Source organism: Marinomonas algicola (genome assembly GCF_014805825.1).
Lineage (GTDB): Bacteria > Pseudomonadota > Gammaproteobacteria > Pseudomonadales > Marinomonadaceae > Marinomonas > Marinomonas algicola.
On record NZ_CP061941.1, the window covers coordinates 1,368,915 to 1,387,439 of the forward strand.

Genomic DNA, 18,525 nt, shown 5'->3' on the forward strand with positions numbered 1-18,525 from the left:
AAATATTGGTGAAGTCTACAAAACAATCTGCGGTTACCGCGCAAGATGTGGCGGATTTAGCAGGAGTATCGCGAGCCGCTGTTTCTCGAACGTTTACTAAGAATGGCAGTGTATCGATAGAAACACGAGAGAAAGTAGAAAAAGCGGCTGCCCAGCTAGGTTATCAAGTTAATTTTTTAGCTCAAGGGTTGAACCGTAAACGGAGTTTGTTGATCGGTGTTGTGGTTGCACGGTTGAGCGATCCTTTTCGAAGTCAGTTATTGGAAGGTTTATTAAATGAAATTCAAGCGAGAGGCTATCAAGCCCTAGTGACAGAAGTGGGAAACGCCGAAGAACTGGAGGCAACGATTAGACGTTTTACTCAGTTTCGTGTGTCAGGCGTTATTGTTACATCGGGGCAGCCTCCAATAGGTTTAATAAAAGAGTGCATTCATTTTAATATTCCCGTTGTAGGCATAAATCGCTACGCCAAAATCCCTCACGTTGACTTTGTTTGCTCGGATAATGTCACTGGGGCGCAACTGGCGGCTCAGCAACTTATTAAAAGTGGTTGTCAATCTATAGGTTGGTTAAATTACCGTTATTCTACTTGGGGGGGGGTGACTCGGGGCGACGCTTTTTCACAAGTATTACAAGCTACCGAGCCTTGGTGTTATCAGAATTTAACCACTATTTGCGCTCAAGAGGATGGTTATGAAGGAGGACGAAAAGCGGCTCATGAAATGTTAAAAAATGGGGGGAAGCTTGATGGCATCTATTGCGCAAATGCGTTACTCGCTTGCGGTTTTTTAGATGGTATGAGAGAGCATGGAATGGATGCACCTAACGATTTCCATATTATTGGGTTCGATGATACGCCTCAGACAGCTCAATACAGTTATCGATTATCTACCATACGACAAGATGTAATGGAAATCGCCAAACGGGCTTTATGGTGTTTAGAGAGTCGCGCCCAGGATGCCTCTTTATTACAAAGGTTGGAGGTGGTTCCTGTGTCATTAGTGCTGAGAAACACCTCTCCCGAAGCTTTTTCCGTTAAACCGTCACACAGCTAAAGGATAAAAAAACCATGACTATTAATGCAAATTATGATGTTTTAGAAAATGCGATAAAGCGTGCAGGAGAAAAAGCTCAGACGTTTCGTAAAGGCAGTTTGTCTATCACTGTTAAAGGTCGTCAAGACTTCGTATCTCAAGCGGATGTGTTAGTTGAAAATGAACTGAAAGAAGTGATTAAGGCACTATATCCTAATGATTCCTTTCTAGGGGAGGAAAGCGGTTTAACGACACAGTATGTATCTCATGATGGTTCTTCAGAGACTGGTATGTGGGTTATCGATCCCATTGATGGCACCACAAATTATTTACAAAAGATGGATTATTGGTGTGTTTCAGTCGCTTTTGTGAAAGGTAACAAGATTAAGTGGGGTTGTATTTATGCGCCAGATAGAAATGAATTTTTTGTCGCTAGTCGTGGCCAAGGCGCTTTTTTAAATGGTAACCGATTGAATATGAAAGAGCCATTAGAAGGGCATGCGATACTTGGATTGGGCCGTTCCAATAGAACCTCTTTGCAAAATTATCTTGATTTAATGGTGGTCTTAGACAGGTACAGTATTGAATACAGACGTTTTGGGGCTGGAGCGCTGATGTTGGCGCATGTCGCGTCGGGGTTAGTGCATGGCTATTACGAGGCGCATTTAAACAGTTGGGATGCATTAGCCGGTGTGATATTAGTCGAAGAAGCGGGTGGTATTGTTTCGGACTTTTTAGCAAATGAAGGACTATTAAAGGGAAATCCTATTTTAGCCGCTACGCCTAACCTGTGGAATCGTTTACAAGCTGATACATTATGAATTGGGGGTTATATCTGTGCAATATCTCATGCGCTGGTATTTATAATCATATTTTCTGAATCGTTGATTTCATAGAATGATAATGTCACGTTTATGCTATTATTCGCGGCATTATTAGTATGAAGTATAAAGAGGTGAAAGAGTGAGCGTTCAGTGGTTCCCTGGGCACATGAACAAAGCTAGGCGTGAAATAGAAGATATTATGCCTCAAGTGGATCTTGTTATTGAGGTGTTGGATGCACGCATACCTGATTCGAGTCAAAACCCGATGTTATCTACCTTGCGTGGTGATGTTCCAGTTTTACGTTTGTTAAATAAGAAGGATTTGGCTGATCCTGAGCGCGTTGCTTTGTGGTTAAATCATTGGCGTGACAACGATGATATTGCCGCACAGCCATTTTCTACGATGGATAAAACCGATCTACACAACTTGAATCAATGGGTAAAACGCTTAGTTCCCCATCGTGGTACAGCCGAGAAGCCCATTCGGGCCATGATTGCAGGTATTCCAAATGTAGGTAAATCGAGTTTAATGAATGCCTTGATTGGCAAACGTGTCGCAAAAGTAGGCGATGAACCTGCAGTGACTAAGGGGCAACAAAAATTAAAAGTGACGCCAGAGTTTCAAATTCTCGACACCCCTGGGATCTTATGGCCAAAAATTGAAAACCCTAGAGCGAGTTATCGCTTGGCCGTAACCGGCGCCGTCAGAAATACCGCGATGGACTACGAATTGGTGGCATTAGATGGAATCGCTTTTTTTATGGAGCATTATCCTGAGGCGCTGATGACCCGCTACAAATTGAAAGAGATGCCAACGACCTCAGATGACGTGCTTAAAATCATTGGTCAAAAGCGCGGCGGTTTAAGAGCGGGTGGTAAGGTTGATATGCACAAAGCGGCGGAAGTTTTCTTAACGGATACTCGAGCTGGTATTGTTTGTCCATTTGTCATGGAAACGCCGTCTATGATTATTGCGGAAGAACAGATCGTTGAAGAAAAGAAAGCGGAAAAAGAAGCGGCTCGATTGGCGCGCTTAGAAGCCGCGATACCTCAACGGCAACAGCAGAAAAATAGAGAATATAGAGCTAAAATGGAATTGGCAGAGGGATCAACTCAACATCAGGATGATGCCACGAACAATGCAAAAGATGAAAAGTGAGTAAGCACCATGGACTATGAAATAGCATACAGTGAAGAAGAGCATGGTTATCGCGTTCAGATGAATTATGAATTTTCCGTTATTGCTGATTGGATAAGCGAGCATTTAACTGGCCGAGAAGACATTCAAAAAGTGTTACAATGCATTCGCTTTGCCGAGGATAAAGAGGAGATCAGTCGATTTACTCAAGGTAATTTTGATATTGTTATTCAACAAAGCGGTGTGAGTGTTAGTCGTAAAGTCGACATGTCAGACGCTCGTGATGAAATAGTGGCTATGTTTGATAACCAAAGTGATTTTTATCAAACATCCGAAGAAGGCATTCAAGCTGAATGCGGTTTAGAAGATTTGACCGGAATTATAGAAAATTGGCACGATGTTGTTCAATAAGATTGTTAGTCAAGCTGGCTGGGTTTACACTAGCACCTTGTAATTCTTTACTTTTGCTTTAGGGAGCCAACATGCTCATCGAATTGGAAAAAGCCCGTACTCGAAATAATTTAGTTCGCATATTTCGTGAAGATTTAGACGGTCCAGATGGTTGGAGCGATGGTTTTGTAGTTGCCGCCAATGAAGAAATGGTGATTCTGCAATTATTAGACGAAAGTATTCGCTTAAATGGCTACCAAGTTTTGTTCTTAGAAGACATCAGTGATTTCGTTCATCCTGCGCCTTTTAATGATTTTCAAAAGCGTGTGTTGGAACTTCGTGGAGAAGAAGTAGAATATCTTAATATTGAATTGGGTGATCTAGGACAGCTATTACTGGATATCAGTGAAGAATTTGGTCTTGTTACTTTGCATCGAGAAGAGTCTGAAAGTGATAGTTGTGAGATTGGCCGTGTCTTAAAGGTTGATGCAGTAACGTTTGAACTGGAAGAAATTGGTTCGGATGCTCGTTGGTTTGATGACACCTATGAATACGATTTGTATGACATTACTCGTATTGAATTTGGTGGCGCTTATGAAGATGCGTTATTGCTTGTTAATGAAGATTTGGGCGATGATGCCTACGAGTTGTCCGAGGAATATGAAGACGATGACTTTGACGAAGTAGAAACACGTTAATTATTGGTTATAACAAAGACAGGCGCCTCTAATTAGAGGCGTTTTTTCGTACTTGTTTGTCGCTACTGCATTTAGTGCTGATTTGCTGTTTATTATTAGGTAATGTTATGTCCGTACCATCAAGGTCAAAGATAAAAATTGGTTCAAAAGTAATGATCATACAAAAACAAGATCAGGCTTCCGGAGAGCTTACACAAGGTAAGGTTGAAAGGTTGTTAACGAAATCCCCCAATCACCCTCATGGCATAAAAGTTCGGCTTGATACCGGTGAAGTAGGTCGCGTTCAATCGTTAGACGAAACCTAGTCAAGTTTTAATAAGGGTCTTTATCAGCCTCATTTTGTTGAGTTTTGAAGCGTCTATGAGTCCAAAAGTATTGCTCCTTTTTGGTGTTAATTAATTGCTCCATCATCTTGTTCATGGCAATGGCATTGTCCACATCATCTGGATAGGGGAAGCCCTCTGGTGTCTCTTGCAGAGAAATGTGATAGCCCGTTTCCGTGCGATAATAGTCATACAGTAAAACAGGGGCGTCGGTAATTCTAGAAACCTTTCCAATATGGGCGATGGTGGCGCAATTGATTCCAAAAAAAGGCGCAAATACGGAAGCTTTTCTACCATAATCTTGATCGACAGCGTACCAAACTGCACGATTGCTTTTTAGTGTTTTTACGACTTCTCTCATATTGCTTCTTTCGATGGTTTTCTCAAAAGTTCTTTCTCTTTGACGCTCCATAATCCAGTTAAGAACTGGATTGCTTTGAAGTTTATAAATAGGGTGAACCTTAACAAAACGCGTCATTTGACCACCACATAAATCAATAGAAGAAAAGTGACCGCCAATAATGACGCAGCCTTTTTCTTGATCAAACGTCTTTTTTAAGAGTGCTTCTCCTGAGAAAGTAACACGTGGCGCTGTATGTTCTACAGGAAAGAACCAGCTTATTAGCATTTCAAAAAAGCCCATCCCCATACTCTCAAAGTGTTTTTGGGCGAGTTGCTTCCTTTCATTCTGACTCATGGTTGGGTAACACAGTTTAAGATTGGTTAAACAAATATTGCGTCTACGGGGACTGATTTTATGTAAGAGTCGACCAACCTGCTTTCCCAAAAAACGTTGTAATTTCCATGGTAAATGAGCCAGCAACCATGCGATGCCAACCCCAAACCAAGTCGGCCAATAACGAGGAGACACATAAGGCCAAATACTTTGATTTAAGGTACTAATTTTTTTCGGTTTTGCCATGGTAGCCTTCTAGTAATTGAGACCAATAATGTTCTTTAAAATGAATGTCATTATGTAAATCATTTTCTTTTTTTAAAGATCGAAGCAGACGTTGTAAATTGCTTTCTTGCCAGTCATTTCTCGGTGTGCGTTGATCGCATTTATCAAAATCAATTAGCCATATCTTTTGTGTTTGATCGATCATGATGTTGTGGCAATTTAAGTCTGAATGATAGATACCTGCTTGGTGGAAACGCCTAATAGTCTGCCCAATTTCGTGCCAATCTATTGAACTTTTTTCTTTTAAATAAACGAATAGTTCTTTCGTATTTTTGAGTGTTTCAATAAGTATGAAGGCTTCATAAAATCCGTGATATTTAACGACTTTTCCTGCGATTGCTCGTGGAACAGGTAGGCCTTTATTTGTCATATACTCAAGAAGTTGTAGTTCTTGGGATGGGCGGGTTTTTTCCATGCCTTTAAAAAGGAACCGGTACTTTATGAACTTTGAAATAAGTCCACCTCGACGGTATTTTCTTAATACATACGCGCCAAAGTTGTTTTCTATAAACCAAACGGTGCCACGGCCACTAGCGGTGCCGACAAGTTCATTTCGCGATAGCCAATAGTCAGCCGAAAACCAATCTTCAGTGATAGGAAGAGCTGTATCACTGAGGAGTAACTCACTATTATTAGTAACTAATTGTCTTTGAAGCATCTTTAGATCAGTTTTTCGTTATGAGTAAATAAGGCTGATGGAGTTTGTTTTTTATAAGCTCACTTTTATGTCGTAAGGTATTCTATAATAGACATCGTTTGAACGCAGTACTTGAGGCAAAATGAATTTAGATAAGATTAATCACATTGCTATTCTTCGGTTATCCGCTCTAGGCGATGTTTGTCATGCTATGTTTGTTGTGCATGCAATTAAGTTACGTTATCCAAAGGCAAAAATCACTTGGATAACAGGTCCTTTAGAGTCAAATCTTGTACGTCATTTATCTGATGTAGATGTGCAGGTATACGATAAAAAAACCGGAGTAAAAGGGATGTATGAGCTAGGAAAAGCGCTCTCACATCTTCATTTTGATGTTTTGTTACACATGCAATGGTCTTTAAGAGCGAGCTTTTTAAGTAGGATGATTAGTGCAAAGCAACGCATTGGTTTTGCTTTAAGTCACTCAAGAGAAAAACAACATTGGTTTGTTAATAAATTGGCCCCAGAGCCGCAAGGGCCACATGTATTAGACGCTTTATTTTCATTGGCACAGGCTATTGGTGTGACTAATCTGCCTGCACACTGTGACATTCATTTGGAAACGCTGACAGAATCACTCCCTGAACGTTTTGTTGTGATTAATCCGAGTGCGTCGAAAGCAGAACGTAATTGGACTGTTCAAGGGTATCAAGGACTTATCAAATACTGTTTAGATCAAAATATTACGGTCGTGTTGACAGGGAGCCCTGCGCCATCGGAAGTGTTTTTTGCTAATGAGATACTTAAGGGGATTTCGCCCTCACCAAAATTAATTAATCTAGTGGGTCAAACCAGTCTATCGCACATGCTAAGTGTCATTAAGGCCGCGGAGTTAATTGTATCTCCTGATACGGGACCTGCGCACATGGGTACTCTTGTGGGTACCCCCGTAATAGGCTTATATGCCCATTCAAACCCAAAAAGAACAGGACCTTATCAAGATTTAGATAAGGTCGTTTCTGCCTATGATGTGTTGGCGGTAAAAGAATACGCTAAACCCGTATCTCAGTTGCCTTGGGCTGCGAGAGTGCATTATGCTGATGCTATGAATAATATACTTTTAGACGATGTATTAAAGGTTGTGGAAAGCGTATTAAAGTAATTAATAAAATGCACAGAACAAATGAGTCAAACGCATTTGTTCTGTTGTTAAATTTAATAACCTTTAAAGGGCGCGCTCTGCTAGTTTTAAATCTAAAGTGGCTTTTAACAGTTTGAATAAGCGAATTGACGCGTCAATTTCATCTTTTCTATTGGTTAAACTTTCAATATTAAGTCCAAGGGGCACGTCCAGATCAAGCGTTGCCTCAATAATTTGCTCTAAGGCGTTACGGCAAATTTTAATGGACTCAGCTAATGGGTCTTTTGCATCTAAAATGCGATGTCTTGTGGCGTCTGGAATGGAAATGCCTAACCACTCCATAAAATCTAACGTCTTCTCACTGCCACAAGGAGTAAAGGTCAATATGATGCGTTTAGGTTGGCTATTTTGCTCACGGCATTCTCTAGCATAACGACTTATTAAATCAATGGTTGCTTGTGGGTTGTAAACGGCTTGGGAAATAAAGAAGTCGCAACCATCAGCTGATTTCTTTAATAGTCGCTCATGCTCATCTCCTTTCTTCGCGTGGCGCTCAGCAATGGTTACACCGCCTAAATTAAATTCTTGAGGCTGGCTCTTTAAGCAATTATAAGCGTTGGATAATGGTAATTGAATATTACCCTCTGAAGAAGGGGAGCCGACTAAAACAAGGTCACGTATTCCAAAGGTGTGCCATGACTCGTCAAGCCATTTGATAAACTCGTGCTCAGATCGAGCCGAAACACTTTTGTAGGTAATGACCGGTTTCCTCGCAAGTTGGCTTAATCTATTTGACCAAGCTCTTGGATCATGTGTTTCCATAAATGGGAATGGTCTAGGCTTATCAGTACGGCTACTCTCATCCTGAATGTCATAAACAATTAAGCCATCAAATTCAATATGATGTAAGCGATTCATTAATTTGGTTGAAACTTCGATTAGCATTGGCTCTTCAAGAGACGATTTTGGTGGTGTTGTTCCAATAAAATAGACTCCTCTAGAAGGGTCTTGGAATTTACTTGCTAATACAGATTTCATAATGGCACACTCATAGTTAAAACGGAAACCGATCCATCGCTGGGTTTCATATCTACCCATTGGATGTCGCTATTTTAACAGTGAATTGAATTCAAGATCTTTATAATAGTGTTGAAAATTATTAATGTTAAAGTGAGGTTTGTTAATTCATGGAGGCTAGCTTATGAAAAATGTAGATCTTGCAGTGATTGAGGCGAGTGAGAAAATGCCGCCTGTGCATTTGTGGAAACCCGAATTATGCGGGGATATGGATTTAGTTATTCGGGCGAACGGCGAATGGATTCATGAAGGGGCTCCTATGAAGCGGGCTTCGATGAGAAAAATGTTTAGTCGTATTTTATGGTTAGAGGATGGAGAGCATTATCTTGTTACACCCCATGAGAAAGTGCGTATTCAGGTAGAAGATGCTCCTTTTTTGGTAACACAATCGAACATAGAGCGTGATTCTAATGCTTGCCTAGTGACTTTTACAACTAATGTAGATGATGTTTTAGTGCTCGGAAAGGGTTGCGATTTGTGGGTTGAAAAAGGACCAGAAGGCGATCGACCTTACCTTAGTATGAGGTACGGAATGAAGGCCATGCTGCATCGAAGTGTGTATTATGATCTGGTTAATAATGGGTATGAAAAAGAAATCGAGGGAAAACAGCATGTCTGTATTGAAAGTGCAGGTAAAGAATTTTCACTAGGCGTTTTTGATACCTAGTTTGGGGGATAAATATCGTTACTAAAGGTCGTCTTATTATGTAATAGAGTATTACCATTGTCAGCTCATAAGGTATAATTCATGATCTGTTGACAGCAAGTGCTGTATTTTTTATTTACGAGGTTATTTTTTTGCAATTTACTGATTTTGGTTTCGACAATCGTATTCTCCAATCATTAGGCCATTTAGGCTTTGATGAAGCAACTGAGATACAAGCCCGTGCTATTCCGGAAGCGATGGCCGGACGTGACTTATTAGCGTCATCCAAAACCGGATCAGGAAAAACCTTAGCGTATTTATTACCAGCATTGCACCGTGTTTATAAAGTCAAGCCTTTGTCCAAGCGCGATCCTCGTGTTGTGGTCCTAGTGCCGACTCGAGAATTAGCGAAACAGGTTTTTGCTCAGCTTCGATTATTGCTTGCGGCTACACGCTTTACATCGAATTTAATTTTGGGTGGTGAAAACTTTAACGATCAAATTAAAGCCTTGCAAAAAGACCCTCACTTTATTGTGGCAACACCCGGTCGATTGGTCGATCACTTAAAACAACGAAACTTTTTTTTAGATGGACTTGAATTGCTGATTCTAGATGAAGCAGATCGGATGCTTGATTTAGGGTTTGCAGAACAGCTTAAATACATTGACGATGCCGCTAACCATAGATTGCGCCAGACATTATTCTTTTCAGCCACTCTCGATAATACTGACGTAAATGAAATTGCGCAGCTTTTACTGAGAGAGGCATCTCGTGTGGCTGTTGGTTCAGGTATCGATGAACATAAAGACATCACTCAGGCGTTTTATCTGGCTGACCATCTAGATCATAAAGAAGCATTATTGACGCATTTGTTGACGCATGAAACCATTAAACAAGCCATCATTTTTACGGCGACAAAAGCGGATACAGTGCGTCTGTCAGAAAAAATTCTTGCCTTGGGCCACACTACGCAGGCGTTAAATGGTGATTTGTCTCAAGCGGCTCGTAACAAGACGATGGACAGCTTTTCTCGTGGGCATTTTCAAGTGTTGGTAAGCACGGATGTGGGCTCTCGGGGCTTGGATATTGCTAATGTCTCCCATGTGATTAACTTTGATATTCCCAAGCAAGTTGAAGAATATGTGCATAGAACCGGAAGAACGGGCCGTGCTGGGTTTAAAGGTGATGCAATCTCTTTAGTTGGACCGAAAGATTGGCACAATTTTAAAGCGTTAGAGGTGTTTTTAAAGCGGTCTTTCTCCTTCTCTGTGATTGAAAGTTTAGCGCCATCATTTAAAGGGCTTGCTGCTAAAAAAGTATCGACGGTCTCAAGTAAAAAAATTCAAGAAAAGTCTCATCAAATACAGCCAAAAAGTAAAAAATCTACGGGCACTAAAAAACGTTTTGATGTGTCTCAACAGGAAGGTTTTGAACCATTTCGCTTGCCAAAAAATAAACGAACATTGCCAATTGATGATTCTGAAGATTAGAATACAGTTTAATTACGGATATAAGGTTGCAGGTTGATATTTGTATTGATTTGCAAAGCTACCTTGACAGATTTTACTTCTGGGCTAATTATAAGTTCTTTCTTATCTATATGGAGATAAGGTCATTAATCGTTTACCGCCACTAAATGCACTGAAATCATTTGAATCGGCCGCGAGGCACGGAAGCTTTAATAAAGCCGCTCAGGAGTTATTTGTCACTCCTTCCGCAATAAGTCATCAAATAAAAACGCTCGAATCCTTTCTTGGCCTTGAGCTTTTTCGCCGTACTAAACGAAAAGTCATTTTGACTGAGGCCGGAGAAGAGTACATTGAACCAATCAAAAAGGTATTCGAGCTGATTGAGATGGCCACTAATGATGTCTTGAGTAAGCAAAAGCAAGGTTCTTTACATTTAGCGGTCTCTCCTATCTTTTTGAATCGCTGGCTAATGCCTAGATTGGGTGACTTTTACGCCAAACACCCTGAGATAGAACTGGAAATCAGTTCGTCAGTTGGACTCATTAATTTTGATGTGGCTGATATCGACATGGCGGTGTATTTTGGTAATGGTGAATGGGAGGATGTAGAGCAACACTTTTTAAAACCGGTCATTTTAGCTCCTGTTTGCAATCCAAAAATTATAAAAAATGATCTACCTATCAATACACCGGAAGACATGCGTTTTTACCCTTTGCTGCATGTCACTAAACGTAAATATGAATGGCATGGTTGGTTAGAGCAGAATGATTTAGACCCGAAACTTTTTCGCCGAGGGTTGATGTTTTCGACTGGGTCGTTGACGGCCGGTGCCGCGGTACAAGGTTTAGGGATTGCTTTGGCTGATCCTGATCTAATTCAGCCAGATGTAGAGTCAGGTAAGTTAGTGGTTTTATTTGAGCAGCACCTTATTACAAATCGCTCATTCTATTTGGTCTATCAAAAACGACGATCTATGACACCAGCCATGAAAGCGTTTAAAAATTGGATGATGCAGGAAATTCAACCAAATCCAGAGTAATTACATTAGAAAGTGTTCGCTGTATGTAGGTAAAAACCGTATATTACTTATTTTAAAAAATAGTCTAAGGGGTTGATATGTCTGCACTTGCAGTGAATAGTTATTTTGATGATAGGGTTAAGTCTATTGCATTAGAAAATGCCGAAGGTTCCTCAACTGTAGGTGTTATGACTGTTGGCGAGTATGCATTTGGAACCGTTAAACGTGAGTATATGACAGTCGTGTCTGGCGCTCTTAAAGTACGTTTACCGAATAGTAGTGATTGGCAGATCTTTGAGAAGGGGCAAACATTTATTGTTGAAGCAAATCAGAGTTTCGATGTTATTGTTACTGAAACAACCGCTTATTTGTGCCGTTACGAATAATTATTTTAGAACACAGATCCATAAATAAATGAAATAAAAGGGGCGTCGCGATAATTTGCTTCGCCCCTTTTAGGTGACTGATTACTAGCCGCTGACAACATTGACTAATAGGGTAACTTGGTCGCCTGGCTGCACATATTTTTTACTGCCTACTATTGGGTTCCACTTCTTAATATCAGAAATTCGCACATTGAACTTTTGGGCTACTTTTCCTAATGAATCCCCCGCTCTTAGAGAGTAGACAATTCGCTTAACAACGCTGGGCCTAGCACTGTTGCTTTTATTCGTTGTTGTTTGCCAAATGGTCAGTTTTTTTCCAAGTCGTAACGGATCAGCAAGCCCTATATTATTCCAACGGGCTAAGGTTTTTGTATTCGTTTTGTATTTTCTCGCTATATCCCATAAAGTATCCCCACTTTTGATGGTGTGATACGTTTTTAGCTTGTTGGTGCTTGGTGCTTTTTTTTGTTTTTGTATTAAGCGCTGATGAGAGCTTAAGGTATAGCGTTCAATTTTACTGCCTGCAACAGGAATCATTAATTGCTGTCCAACACGGATAAGCGTTGAGGACATTTTGTTCACATCCTGAAGTACGGCAATTGTTGTATTATGGTTTTTTGCAATCAGCAAAAGGTTATCACCAGCATCTACAGTATAACGTACCCAAGTAACTCTTTGGTCAACAGGAATAGACACGAGTTTAGTTCTGAAACTCTGCGCTTTCTCAATAGGTATTAGTAGTCTATGGGGGCCATCTGGCGACGTTGCCCATTGATTAAAACCTGGGTTTAATAAATAGATTTCATCAATGCTTGTGTCGGCCATTTTTGCGGCTTCGGCTAAGTCAATTTGACTGCCAACATTAACAATCTCAAAGTAAGGTTTGTTTTCAATAAAATAGGGCTGATACTTATACTGCTCTGGATTTTTAAATATTTTGGCGAGAGCAAGCAGTTTTGGTACATAAGCACGAGTTTCTTTCGGTAAGTCTAGAGACCAAAAATCGGTTGGTTTGCCCGCTTTTCTGTTTTTCTTTATGGCTCTTAATACGGTTCCTTGGCCTGAGTTGTATGCCGCTAAAGCGTGTAACCAATTGCCATCAAACATGTGGTTAAGTTTAGTTAAATAAGAAATAGCGGCCTCTGTTGAGCTGACAATATCGCGTCGACCATCATACCACCAGTCTTGAGTTAAGCCGTAAGCTAACCCTGTAGATGGAATAAATTGCCAAGGGCCCGATGCACGCCCATGGCTGTAGCCGAAAGGGTCAAAGCCACTTTCAACAATCGGTAAAAAGGCAATCTCTAAAGGTAAGCCAGCTTCTTCCAGTTGTTCTACAATATGGAATAAATACCTCTCTCCTCTTTTCGAGACTCTATTTAAATAAGATTGATGAGAGTTGTACCATTTGATTTGACTTAATAAGCGAGGCTTATCATGGTCTAGGTTGAGTGCATAACCAGCCCTAATGCGATTCCATAGATTTTTATCAATTGGCTCAATAATGTCTTGTTGAGTTTTTGATCCTGCTTCTACCTCATCTATTTCAACTGAATCAATAAGCGTAACGACTTCAAAACCGGCTTGATTAGCCTTTTTGTTATTAAAGTCACTAATATCCTGTTGTGTATATCGCTCTGCTTCTGAAGAGGATTGGGCCGTTTCTTGAGTGGTTTTTTGTCCCGGTACAATGGTTTGACAACCCGTAAGGATGAAGCCAGCAACAAGTAGTATTAGCGCATTATTTAGCATTTGAACCTTTATCATGATAAAAAAGTATGGATATTCTATAGAGCTGACAAGATAGGTCAACTAATAAGCATCTTTTGCTCTCCTTACTTGAGAGAATTGATCGCCTGGGTTGTTAGATCTGACTTCATTTAATTGTTTAGCGGCTTTTTCAACTAGGGCGGTAATGTCTGTTCTCATAAAAGGGTTACAGGCTAATTCTAGGTCAATAGTACTGGGTAGTGTCGGCGTATTTTGTTCTCTGAGGACTTTACATTCTTCTATTACGGATAGTAGTCTGGTGTTATCTGGATCTAGACTAAGTGCAAACTTGTAGTTGTTTAATGTGTATTCATGAGTGCAATAGACTTTCGTTTTTTGAGGAAGTTCTTTTAACTTGTTCATAGCGGTTAACATCTGATTTGCCGTGCCTTCCATTAGGCGACCGCATCCGCCTCGAAAAAGAGTATCTCCTGAAAATAGAATAGGGATGTTTCCACTATCAGAAAAGTAACAAATGTGGTCTAAGGTATGAGCTGGGGTTTCTATTGCCTTGAATGTATGCTCAAAAACGTGGATAGAGTCGCTGTCTTCAACAGGGTGCGTAATCAAAGGTTGTAGATGGCTGGGGCCATAAACAGGGCAATTGAACCGCTCCTTTAGTTGTTGAACACCGCCTGTATGATCTGGATGGTGGTGAGTGACCAGGATGCCAACGAGTTTTTTGTTTTGCTGGGTTAAATAATCTAAAACGACCTCTGCGTCACCAGGGTCAACAACCCAAGCCAAATCCTTGCTTTTCTGTAAAATAACCCAGATATAATTATCATTAAAGGCTGGTAAGGGTAGAATGTTCATAAAAACTCACTTTATTAAATTAGGTGATGTCTGATTGTCGGAGTAAATAGCGACTTTTTAAGTTTGTGTAAACAGAGCTGAGTTGATTGTATGGTGGATGAGCAAGTAAGACAATTATTCCAGAAATGGTACCAATCGGATTTAGGGCGAAGCGTGCTTGAGAGGGAGCTGTCTATCCTAGAGCAGCAAACCGAGGGGAGTGTTGGTTATTTTGCTGTTATTCAAAGTCCTCTAATGGATCTACGACTTTCTAAATCGCACATTAAACATCAAATAATGCTGGCTCCTCTTATGGAATTAGGGGCATCTGAAAACACCATTATTGGCTTTTCAAATGAGTTGCCTGTCGATTCTGATAGTGTTGATGTGCACATTATGCATCACTCACTTGATTTGTCGGATTCGCCACATGATGATGTTCGTGAAGCGGCAAGAACGCTTATTCCTAGTGGGCGCATTGTGATTGTGGGTTTTAACCCATGGAGCTTGTTGGGTGTTAGAAAAATAGCGTCTAATCGTTCGTTGGCTCCTTGGTGTGGTCGGTTCATTGCACCACAAAGATTGGAGGATTGGTTGAAGGTGGCTGGTCTTACCTTGGAATCAATTGAATATGCTTGCTTTAGACCTCCTTTTAGAAAAGCGTCCTGGCATAAAAAAATGGCTCGTGTTGGCAAAACATTAGAATTAACGCATCTTCCTTTGGGAGGGGTATACGTTATCTCAGCAACAAAACAAGTTCGTAGTCATATTGTCATTAAACCTCGTTGGAAGAGAGCAAAAGTTCGAGTTCCTTCTATTAGTAAACCCATAGTTAAAGAGATGCAAGATTGAAAAAAGTTGTGATATATACAGACGGTGCATGCAAAGGAAACCCAGGTCCTGGTGGATGGGGAGCTTGGCTAACTTTTGGTGAACATGAAAAAAAGCTCTGCGGTGGTGAGCCCGAAACGACGAATAATCGCATGGAGTTAATGGGCGCAATAGAGGGCCTGGCCGCATTAAAAGAAAAGTGTGATGTGATACTTTACACTGACTCTTCCTATGTGCAAAAAGGCATAACAGAGTGGTTGCAAGGTTGGAAAAAAAGAGATTGGAAAACGGCGTCTAAGCAGCCAGTTAAAAACCAAGATCTATGGCGTCTACTGGACGAACAATGTCAGCGCCATGATGTGGTTTGGAAGTGGGTAAAAGGCCATGCCGGCATTGAGGGAAATGAGATAGCGGATCAACTGGCAAATGACGGTATTGAGAAAATGCAGTTATCTAAATAAATGCGTGCTTCATTTTGATCTAGCCTGCTCTTTTTGACTTAAAGGTAGGGTATTCACTCATACTGTGTTTCAATTGTCAGCTACATGAATGGTTTAATTAAAGCGTTTGACGCCACAGGAAATAACATGAAAGAAAAAAGAAATAGAAGACTAAGAAAAAAGCTGTATTTAGGTGAATTTGCAATAAAAGGATTTGAGTATTCATGTGATTTAGACATAAATTCAGAGCCCGAGTTTGATGTTTTTTTTGAGCGTTTTTTAGATGTGCTTGAAGAAAGAAAGTTGTGTATGGGGAGTGGTGGAGACTTAACATCGTTAACTGGTTTCATTTGCTCTGAGTTACGTTATGGTTCGGCAACGAATGACGATTTGGTTGCGATTGAAGCTTGGTTAAATGCTGAAACGGTAGTATCCAATGTTGTTATGGGTGAGTTAGTGGACGCCAATTACGGCGAATAGCAGGCGACTGATAAAGTCTGTTCTTTGCGTTAGTTAAAATATTTAATTGTTGTTAGTGAGGTTTGTAGCACATGGCCGAAAGATTCGTTGTTTTAGATACAGAAACAACAGGCATAGATCCTAAGCAAGGGCATCGTATTATCGAGATCGGTTGCGTTGAAATGATTGGGCGCAAACTCACAAATCGACATTTTCATGTTTATATTAACCCTGAGAGACCTGTTGAGATAGAAGCCTTCAATGTTCATGGAATCAGTGATGAGTTTTTGTCGGATAAGCCTTTATTTAGAGAAGTCGCGCAAGACTTCCTTGATTTTATTAAAGGCGCTGAACTGATTATTCATAACGCTCCTTTTGATGTTGGCTTTATGGATAATGAGTTTTCGATGCTTGGTAGCATGCCTAAAACCAGCGATGTGTGTAGTGTTTTTGATACCTTGCAATTTGCTCGTAAAAAGCATCCAGGGCAAAAGAATAACTTAGACGCATTATGCCGTCGTTATGGAATTGATAATTCTCATCGTGAATTACATGGCGCATTATTAGACGCTGAAATTCTTGCAGATGTGTATTTATTAATGACCGGCGGTCAAACATCATTGGGGTTAACAAATGATGATCTTAACGATGAAGAGGGTAATGACTCATCATCTTGGACGATTCGCCGTTTTGCATCAGATCGATCAATGTTGAAAATCATTCGCGCCACGGAGAAGGAGCTTGCGTTGCATGACGGACGCTTAGATCTAATTGAAAAAAGTGCAGGGCGAGCTCTCTGGCGTGAGTAAAGCGAATATCAGATGACTATTGGTCGAATGATGACGTTGTTTTTTCTTTAAAAGACCCCTATGCATTGTAACGGATGCATAGGGGTTTTTTATATTACTTCTTTATAAAAGGAAGACGACGCATAAGCCGCCAACAGTGCTTAGGACTATCGTGTATGGAAGTGCCATCCAGACCATCTTGCCGTACGATAAGCGTAATAATGGAGCAATTGCGGAGGTGAGTAAAAACAAGAATGCGGCCTGGCCATTAGGTGTTGCAACACTCGGAAGGTTTGTTCCTGTATTTATAGCAACGGCCAGCAAATCAAATTGCTCTCTACTAATGGTTCCCGCATCAAGGGCGGCTTTAACTTCACCTATATAGACGGTCGCCACAAAAACATTGTCACTGATCGCAGACAATACACCATTGGCCACAAAGAACATGATCGGCTGAATGTTTGTTGGCATATTTAAGACAATATCAATGAAAGGTTGGAAAAGGTGTTGTTCGTGTATAACAGAGACAACTGTGAAGAAAACTACCAGTAGTGCTGTAAATGGGAGGGCTTCTTCAAATGCATGACCAATTCTGTGTTCTTCAGTTATGCCGTTGAATGCGGTCAACAGAACGATGATCATCAGCCCAACAAGACCGACTTCAGCGATATGGAAAGCAAGTGAGAAGACTAAGATGGCCGCGACAATACCTTGAATAATGAGCTGTGCCTTATGGTGGCTAGTACTGCGTTTACTTTCTTCCATTTCAAAGTTTTTTAGTATTTGGCGAACGTTCTCTGGTAAATGCGCTCCATAATCAAACCATTTGGTTTTTTCCAAAACAATTACGGTAAGCAATCCACAAATTAAGACAGGCATAGAGACTGGCGCTACCTTCAGGAAGAACTCAATAAAATCCCATCCTGCAACTTTAGCAATTAATAGGTTTTGTGGTTCACCAACTAATGTGGATACGCCGCCCAATGCTGTGCCGACAGCGCCATGCATTAGTAGGCTTCTTAAAAATGATCTGAACTCATTTAAATCGCCAGCATTTATAGGAAGAATTTTAGCGTCACTTCCTGGGTCATGACTTTTGTTGGATGATTGGTCTGAGGCCACTTTGTGGTAAACAGAGTAGAAACCAACACCAACGCTGATTAAGACAGCGGTCACAGTAAGAGCGTCAAGAAATGCCGATAAAAAAGCCGCAGAAAGGCTGAATATGAGGGATATGGCTGTTTTAGATCGTACTTTTACTAATAATTTATTAAAAATAAATAGCAGCATGTCCTTCATGAAGTAAATGCCTGCAACCATAAACATCAACAATAAAATCACTTCTATATTATGAACCACTTCGTCGTAGACACCGCTAGTACTTGTTAATCCTAAAATCACGGCTTCAATCGCGAGCAAACCTCCTGGTTGAAGTGGGTAACATTTCAGGGCCATTGCCAAGGTGAAAATAAACTCAATAATCAACAGCCATCCAGTGATAAAAGGCCCTAAGACGACGAGCAATAGTGGGTTAAGTACCAAAAAGGCGATAATAACTTGTTTGTACCATAATGGTGATGACCCTAAGAAATTCTTACTGAAGGCTTTTGCGAGAGTATCTTGCATTCCTTACTCCTATACTTATATTTATATTTGAATTCAAAATGGTACGAATCATATGTGAATAAAGCATGTGACAC

The 18,525-nt window shown here is 40.5% G+C and carries 21 protein-coding genes; 15 read left to right on the forward strand and 6 right to left on the reverse strand.

Annotated features, from left to right (window positions below):
* Window positions 1-8 precede the first annotated feature (8 nt).
* The 6 genes from IEZ33_RS06075 to IEZ33_RS06100 all read left to right on the forward strand — a co-directional run bounded on the left by IEZ33_RS06075 (window position 9) and on the right by IEZ33_RS06100 (window position 4,389).
* Window positions 9-1,055, forward strand: a complete 1,047-nt coding sequence (locus IEZ33_RS06075; protein ID WP_240009652.1) for a LacI family DNA-binding transcriptional regulator — start codon at window positions 9-11, stop codon at window positions 1,053-1,055.
* Between the two features lie 14 nt (window positions 1,056-1,069).
* Window positions 1,070-1,855, forward strand: a complete 786-nt coding sequence (locus tag IEZ33_RS06080; protein ID WP_191602799.1) for an inositol monophosphatase family protein — start codon at window positions 1,070-1,072, stop codon at window positions 1,853-1,855.
* 142 nt (window positions 1,856-1,997) lie between these two features.
* On the forward strand, window positions 1,998-3,017 hold the full coding sequence (gene ylqF, locus IEZ33_RS06085) for a ribosome biogenesis GTPase YlqF (RefSeq protein ID WP_191602800.1): 1,020 nt from the start codon (window positions 1,998-2,000) through the stop codon (window positions 3,015-3,017).
* A gap of 9 nt (window positions 3,018-3,026) precedes the next feature.
* On the forward strand, window positions 3,027-3,407 hold the full coding sequence (locus tag IEZ33_RS06090) for a YacL family protein (RefSeq protein ID WP_191602801.1): 381 nt from the start codon (window positions 3,027-3,029) through the stop codon (window positions 3,405-3,407).
* Window positions 3,408-3,478: 71 nt separating this feature from the next.
* Window positions 3,479-4,084, forward strand: coding sequence for a hypothetical protein (locus IEZ33_RS06095; protein ID WP_191602802.1), 606 nt, complete (start codon window positions 3,479-3,481; stop codon window positions 4,082-4,084).
* A 107-nt stretch (window positions 4,085-4,191) separates the two neighbouring features.
* Window positions 4,192-4,389: a YwbE family protein gene (locus tag IEZ33_RS06100; protein ID WP_191602803.1), complete on the forward strand. Its 198-nt coding sequence runs from the start codon at window positions 4,192-4,194 to the stop codon at window positions 4,387-4,389.
* 7 nt (window positions 4,390-4,396) lie between these two features.
* On the opposite strand, the gene IEZ33_RS06105 is transcribed toward IEZ33_RS06100, so the two are convergent.
* Window positions 4,397-5,329, reverse strand: coding sequence for an LpxL/LpxP family acyltransferase (locus IEZ33_RS06105; protein WP_191602804.1), 933 nt, complete (start codon window positions 5,327-5,329; stop codon window positions 4,397-4,399).
* Window positions 5,307-6,026 carry a 3-deoxy-D-manno-octulosonic acid kinase gene (locus IEZ33_RS06110; RefSeq protein WP_191602805.1) on the reverse strand — a complete coding sequence of 240 codons (720 nt, stop codon included), beginning with the start codon at window positions 6,024-6,026 and terminating at the stop codon, window positions 5,307-5,309. The genes IEZ33_RS06105 and IEZ33_RS06110 overlap by 23 nt, the downstream gene beginning before the upstream one ends.
* Window positions 6,027-6,147: 121 nt before the next feature.
* On the opposite strand from IEZ33_RS06110, the gene IEZ33_RS06115 reads away from it, so the two are divergent.
* Window positions 6,148-7,167, forward strand: coding sequence for a glycosyltransferase family 9 protein (locus IEZ33_RS06115; protein WP_191602806.1), 1,020 nt, complete (start codon window positions 6,148-6,150; stop codon window positions 7,165-7,167).
* Window positions 7,168-7,230: 63 nt separating this feature from the next.
* On the opposite strand, the gene IEZ33_RS06120 is transcribed toward IEZ33_RS06115, so the two are convergent.
* Window positions 7,231-8,184, reverse strand: coding sequence for a methylenetetrahydrofolate reductase (locus tag IEZ33_RS06120; RefSeq protein ID WP_191602807.1), 954 nt, complete (start codon window positions 8,182-8,184; stop codon window positions 7,231-7,233).
* A 163-nt stretch (window positions 8,185-8,347) separates the two neighbouring features.
* Here IEZ33_RS06120 and IEZ33_RS06125 point away from each other — a divergent pair, with 163 nt between their 5' ends.
* The 4 genes from IEZ33_RS06125 (at window position 8,348) to ppnP (ending at window position 11,742) form a co-directional block, all read left to right on the forward strand.
* Window positions 8,348-8,890: a DUF1285 domain-containing protein gene (locus tag IEZ33_RS06125; RefSeq protein WP_191602808.1), complete on the forward strand. Its 543-nt coding sequence runs from the start codon at window positions 8,348-8,350 to the stop codon at window positions 8,888-8,890.
* Between the two features lie 131 nt (window positions 8,891-9,021).
* Window positions 9,022-10,359: a DEAD/DEAH box helicase gene (locus IEZ33_RS06130; RefSeq protein ID WP_191602809.1), complete on the forward strand. Its 1,338-nt coding sequence runs from the start codon at window positions 9,022-9,024 to the stop codon at window positions 10,357-10,359.
* Window positions 10,360-10,483: 124 nt separating this feature from the next.
* A complete protein-coding gene (gene gcvA, locus IEZ33_RS06135; RefSeq protein ID WP_191603558.1) occupies window positions 10,484-11,377 on the forward strand; it encodes a transcriptional regulator GcvA in 894 nt (297 codons plus the stop codon).
* Between the two features lie 77 nt (window positions 11,378-11,454).
* Window positions 11,455-11,742 carry a pyrimidine/purine nucleoside phosphorylase gene (ppnP, locus tag IEZ33_RS06140; protein WP_191602810.1) on the forward strand — a complete coding sequence of 96 codons (288 nt, stop codon included), beginning with the start codon at window positions 11,455-11,457 and terminating at the stop codon, window positions 11,740-11,742.
* 84 nt (window positions 11,743-11,826) lie between these two features.
* On the opposite strand, the gene IEZ33_RS06145 is transcribed toward ppnP, so the two are convergent.
* Entirely contained in the window at window positions 11,827-13,494 is a 1,668-nt protein-coding gene (locus tag IEZ33_RS06145; protein WP_191602811.1) for a lytic transglycosylase, read from the reverse strand.
* 60 nt (window positions 13,495-13,554) lie between these two features.
* On the reverse strand, window positions 13,555-14,328 hold the full coding sequence (gene gloB, locus IEZ33_RS06150; RefSeq protein ID WP_191602812.1) for a hydroxyacylglutathione hydrolase: 774 nt from the start codon (window positions 14,326-14,328) through the stop codon (window positions 13,555-13,557).
* Window positions 14,329-14,418: 90 nt separating this feature from the next.
* Here gloB and IEZ33_RS06155 point away from each other — a divergent pair, with 90 nt between their 5' ends.
* From IEZ33_RS06155 to dnaQ, 4 genes are all read left to right on the forward strand, one after another.
* Complete coding sequence (locus IEZ33_RS06155; protein ID WP_191602813.1) at window positions 14,419-15,159, forward strand: methyltransferase domain-containing protein; 741 nt, start codon at window positions 14,419-14,421, stop codon at window positions 15,157-15,159.
* Window positions 15,156-15,599 (forward strand): ribonuclease HI, encoded by a 444-nt coding sequence (gene rnhA / locus IEZ33_RS06160; RefSeq protein ID WP_191602814.1) that lies wholly within the window; start codon window positions 15,156-15,158, stop codon window positions 15,597-15,599. The genes IEZ33_RS06155 and rnhA overlap by 4 nt, the downstream gene beginning before the upstream one ends.
* Before the next feature lie 126 nt (window positions 15,600-15,725).
* Window positions 15,726-16,058, forward strand: a complete 333-nt coding sequence (locus IEZ33_RS06165; protein WP_191602815.1) for a YggL 50S ribosome-binding family protein — start codon at window positions 15,726-15,728, stop codon at window positions 16,056-16,058.
* A gap of 71 nt (window positions 16,059-16,129) precedes the next feature.
* Window positions 16,130-16,846, forward strand: coding sequence for a DNA polymerase III subunit epsilon (gene dnaQ, locus IEZ33_RS06170; protein WP_191602816.1), 717 nt, complete (start codon window positions 16,130-16,132; stop codon window positions 16,844-16,846).
* A gap of 102 nt (window positions 16,847-16,948) precedes the next feature.
* Here dnaQ and nhaB read toward each other — a convergent pair whose 3' ends face one another.
* On the reverse strand, window positions 16,949-18,451 hold the full coding sequence (gene nhaB / locus IEZ33_RS06175; protein WP_191602817.1) for a sodium/proton antiporter NhaB: 1,503 nt from the start codon (window positions 18,449-18,451) through the stop codon (window positions 16,949-16,951).
* Between the last annotated feature and the right edge of the window lie 74 nt (window positions 18,452-18,525).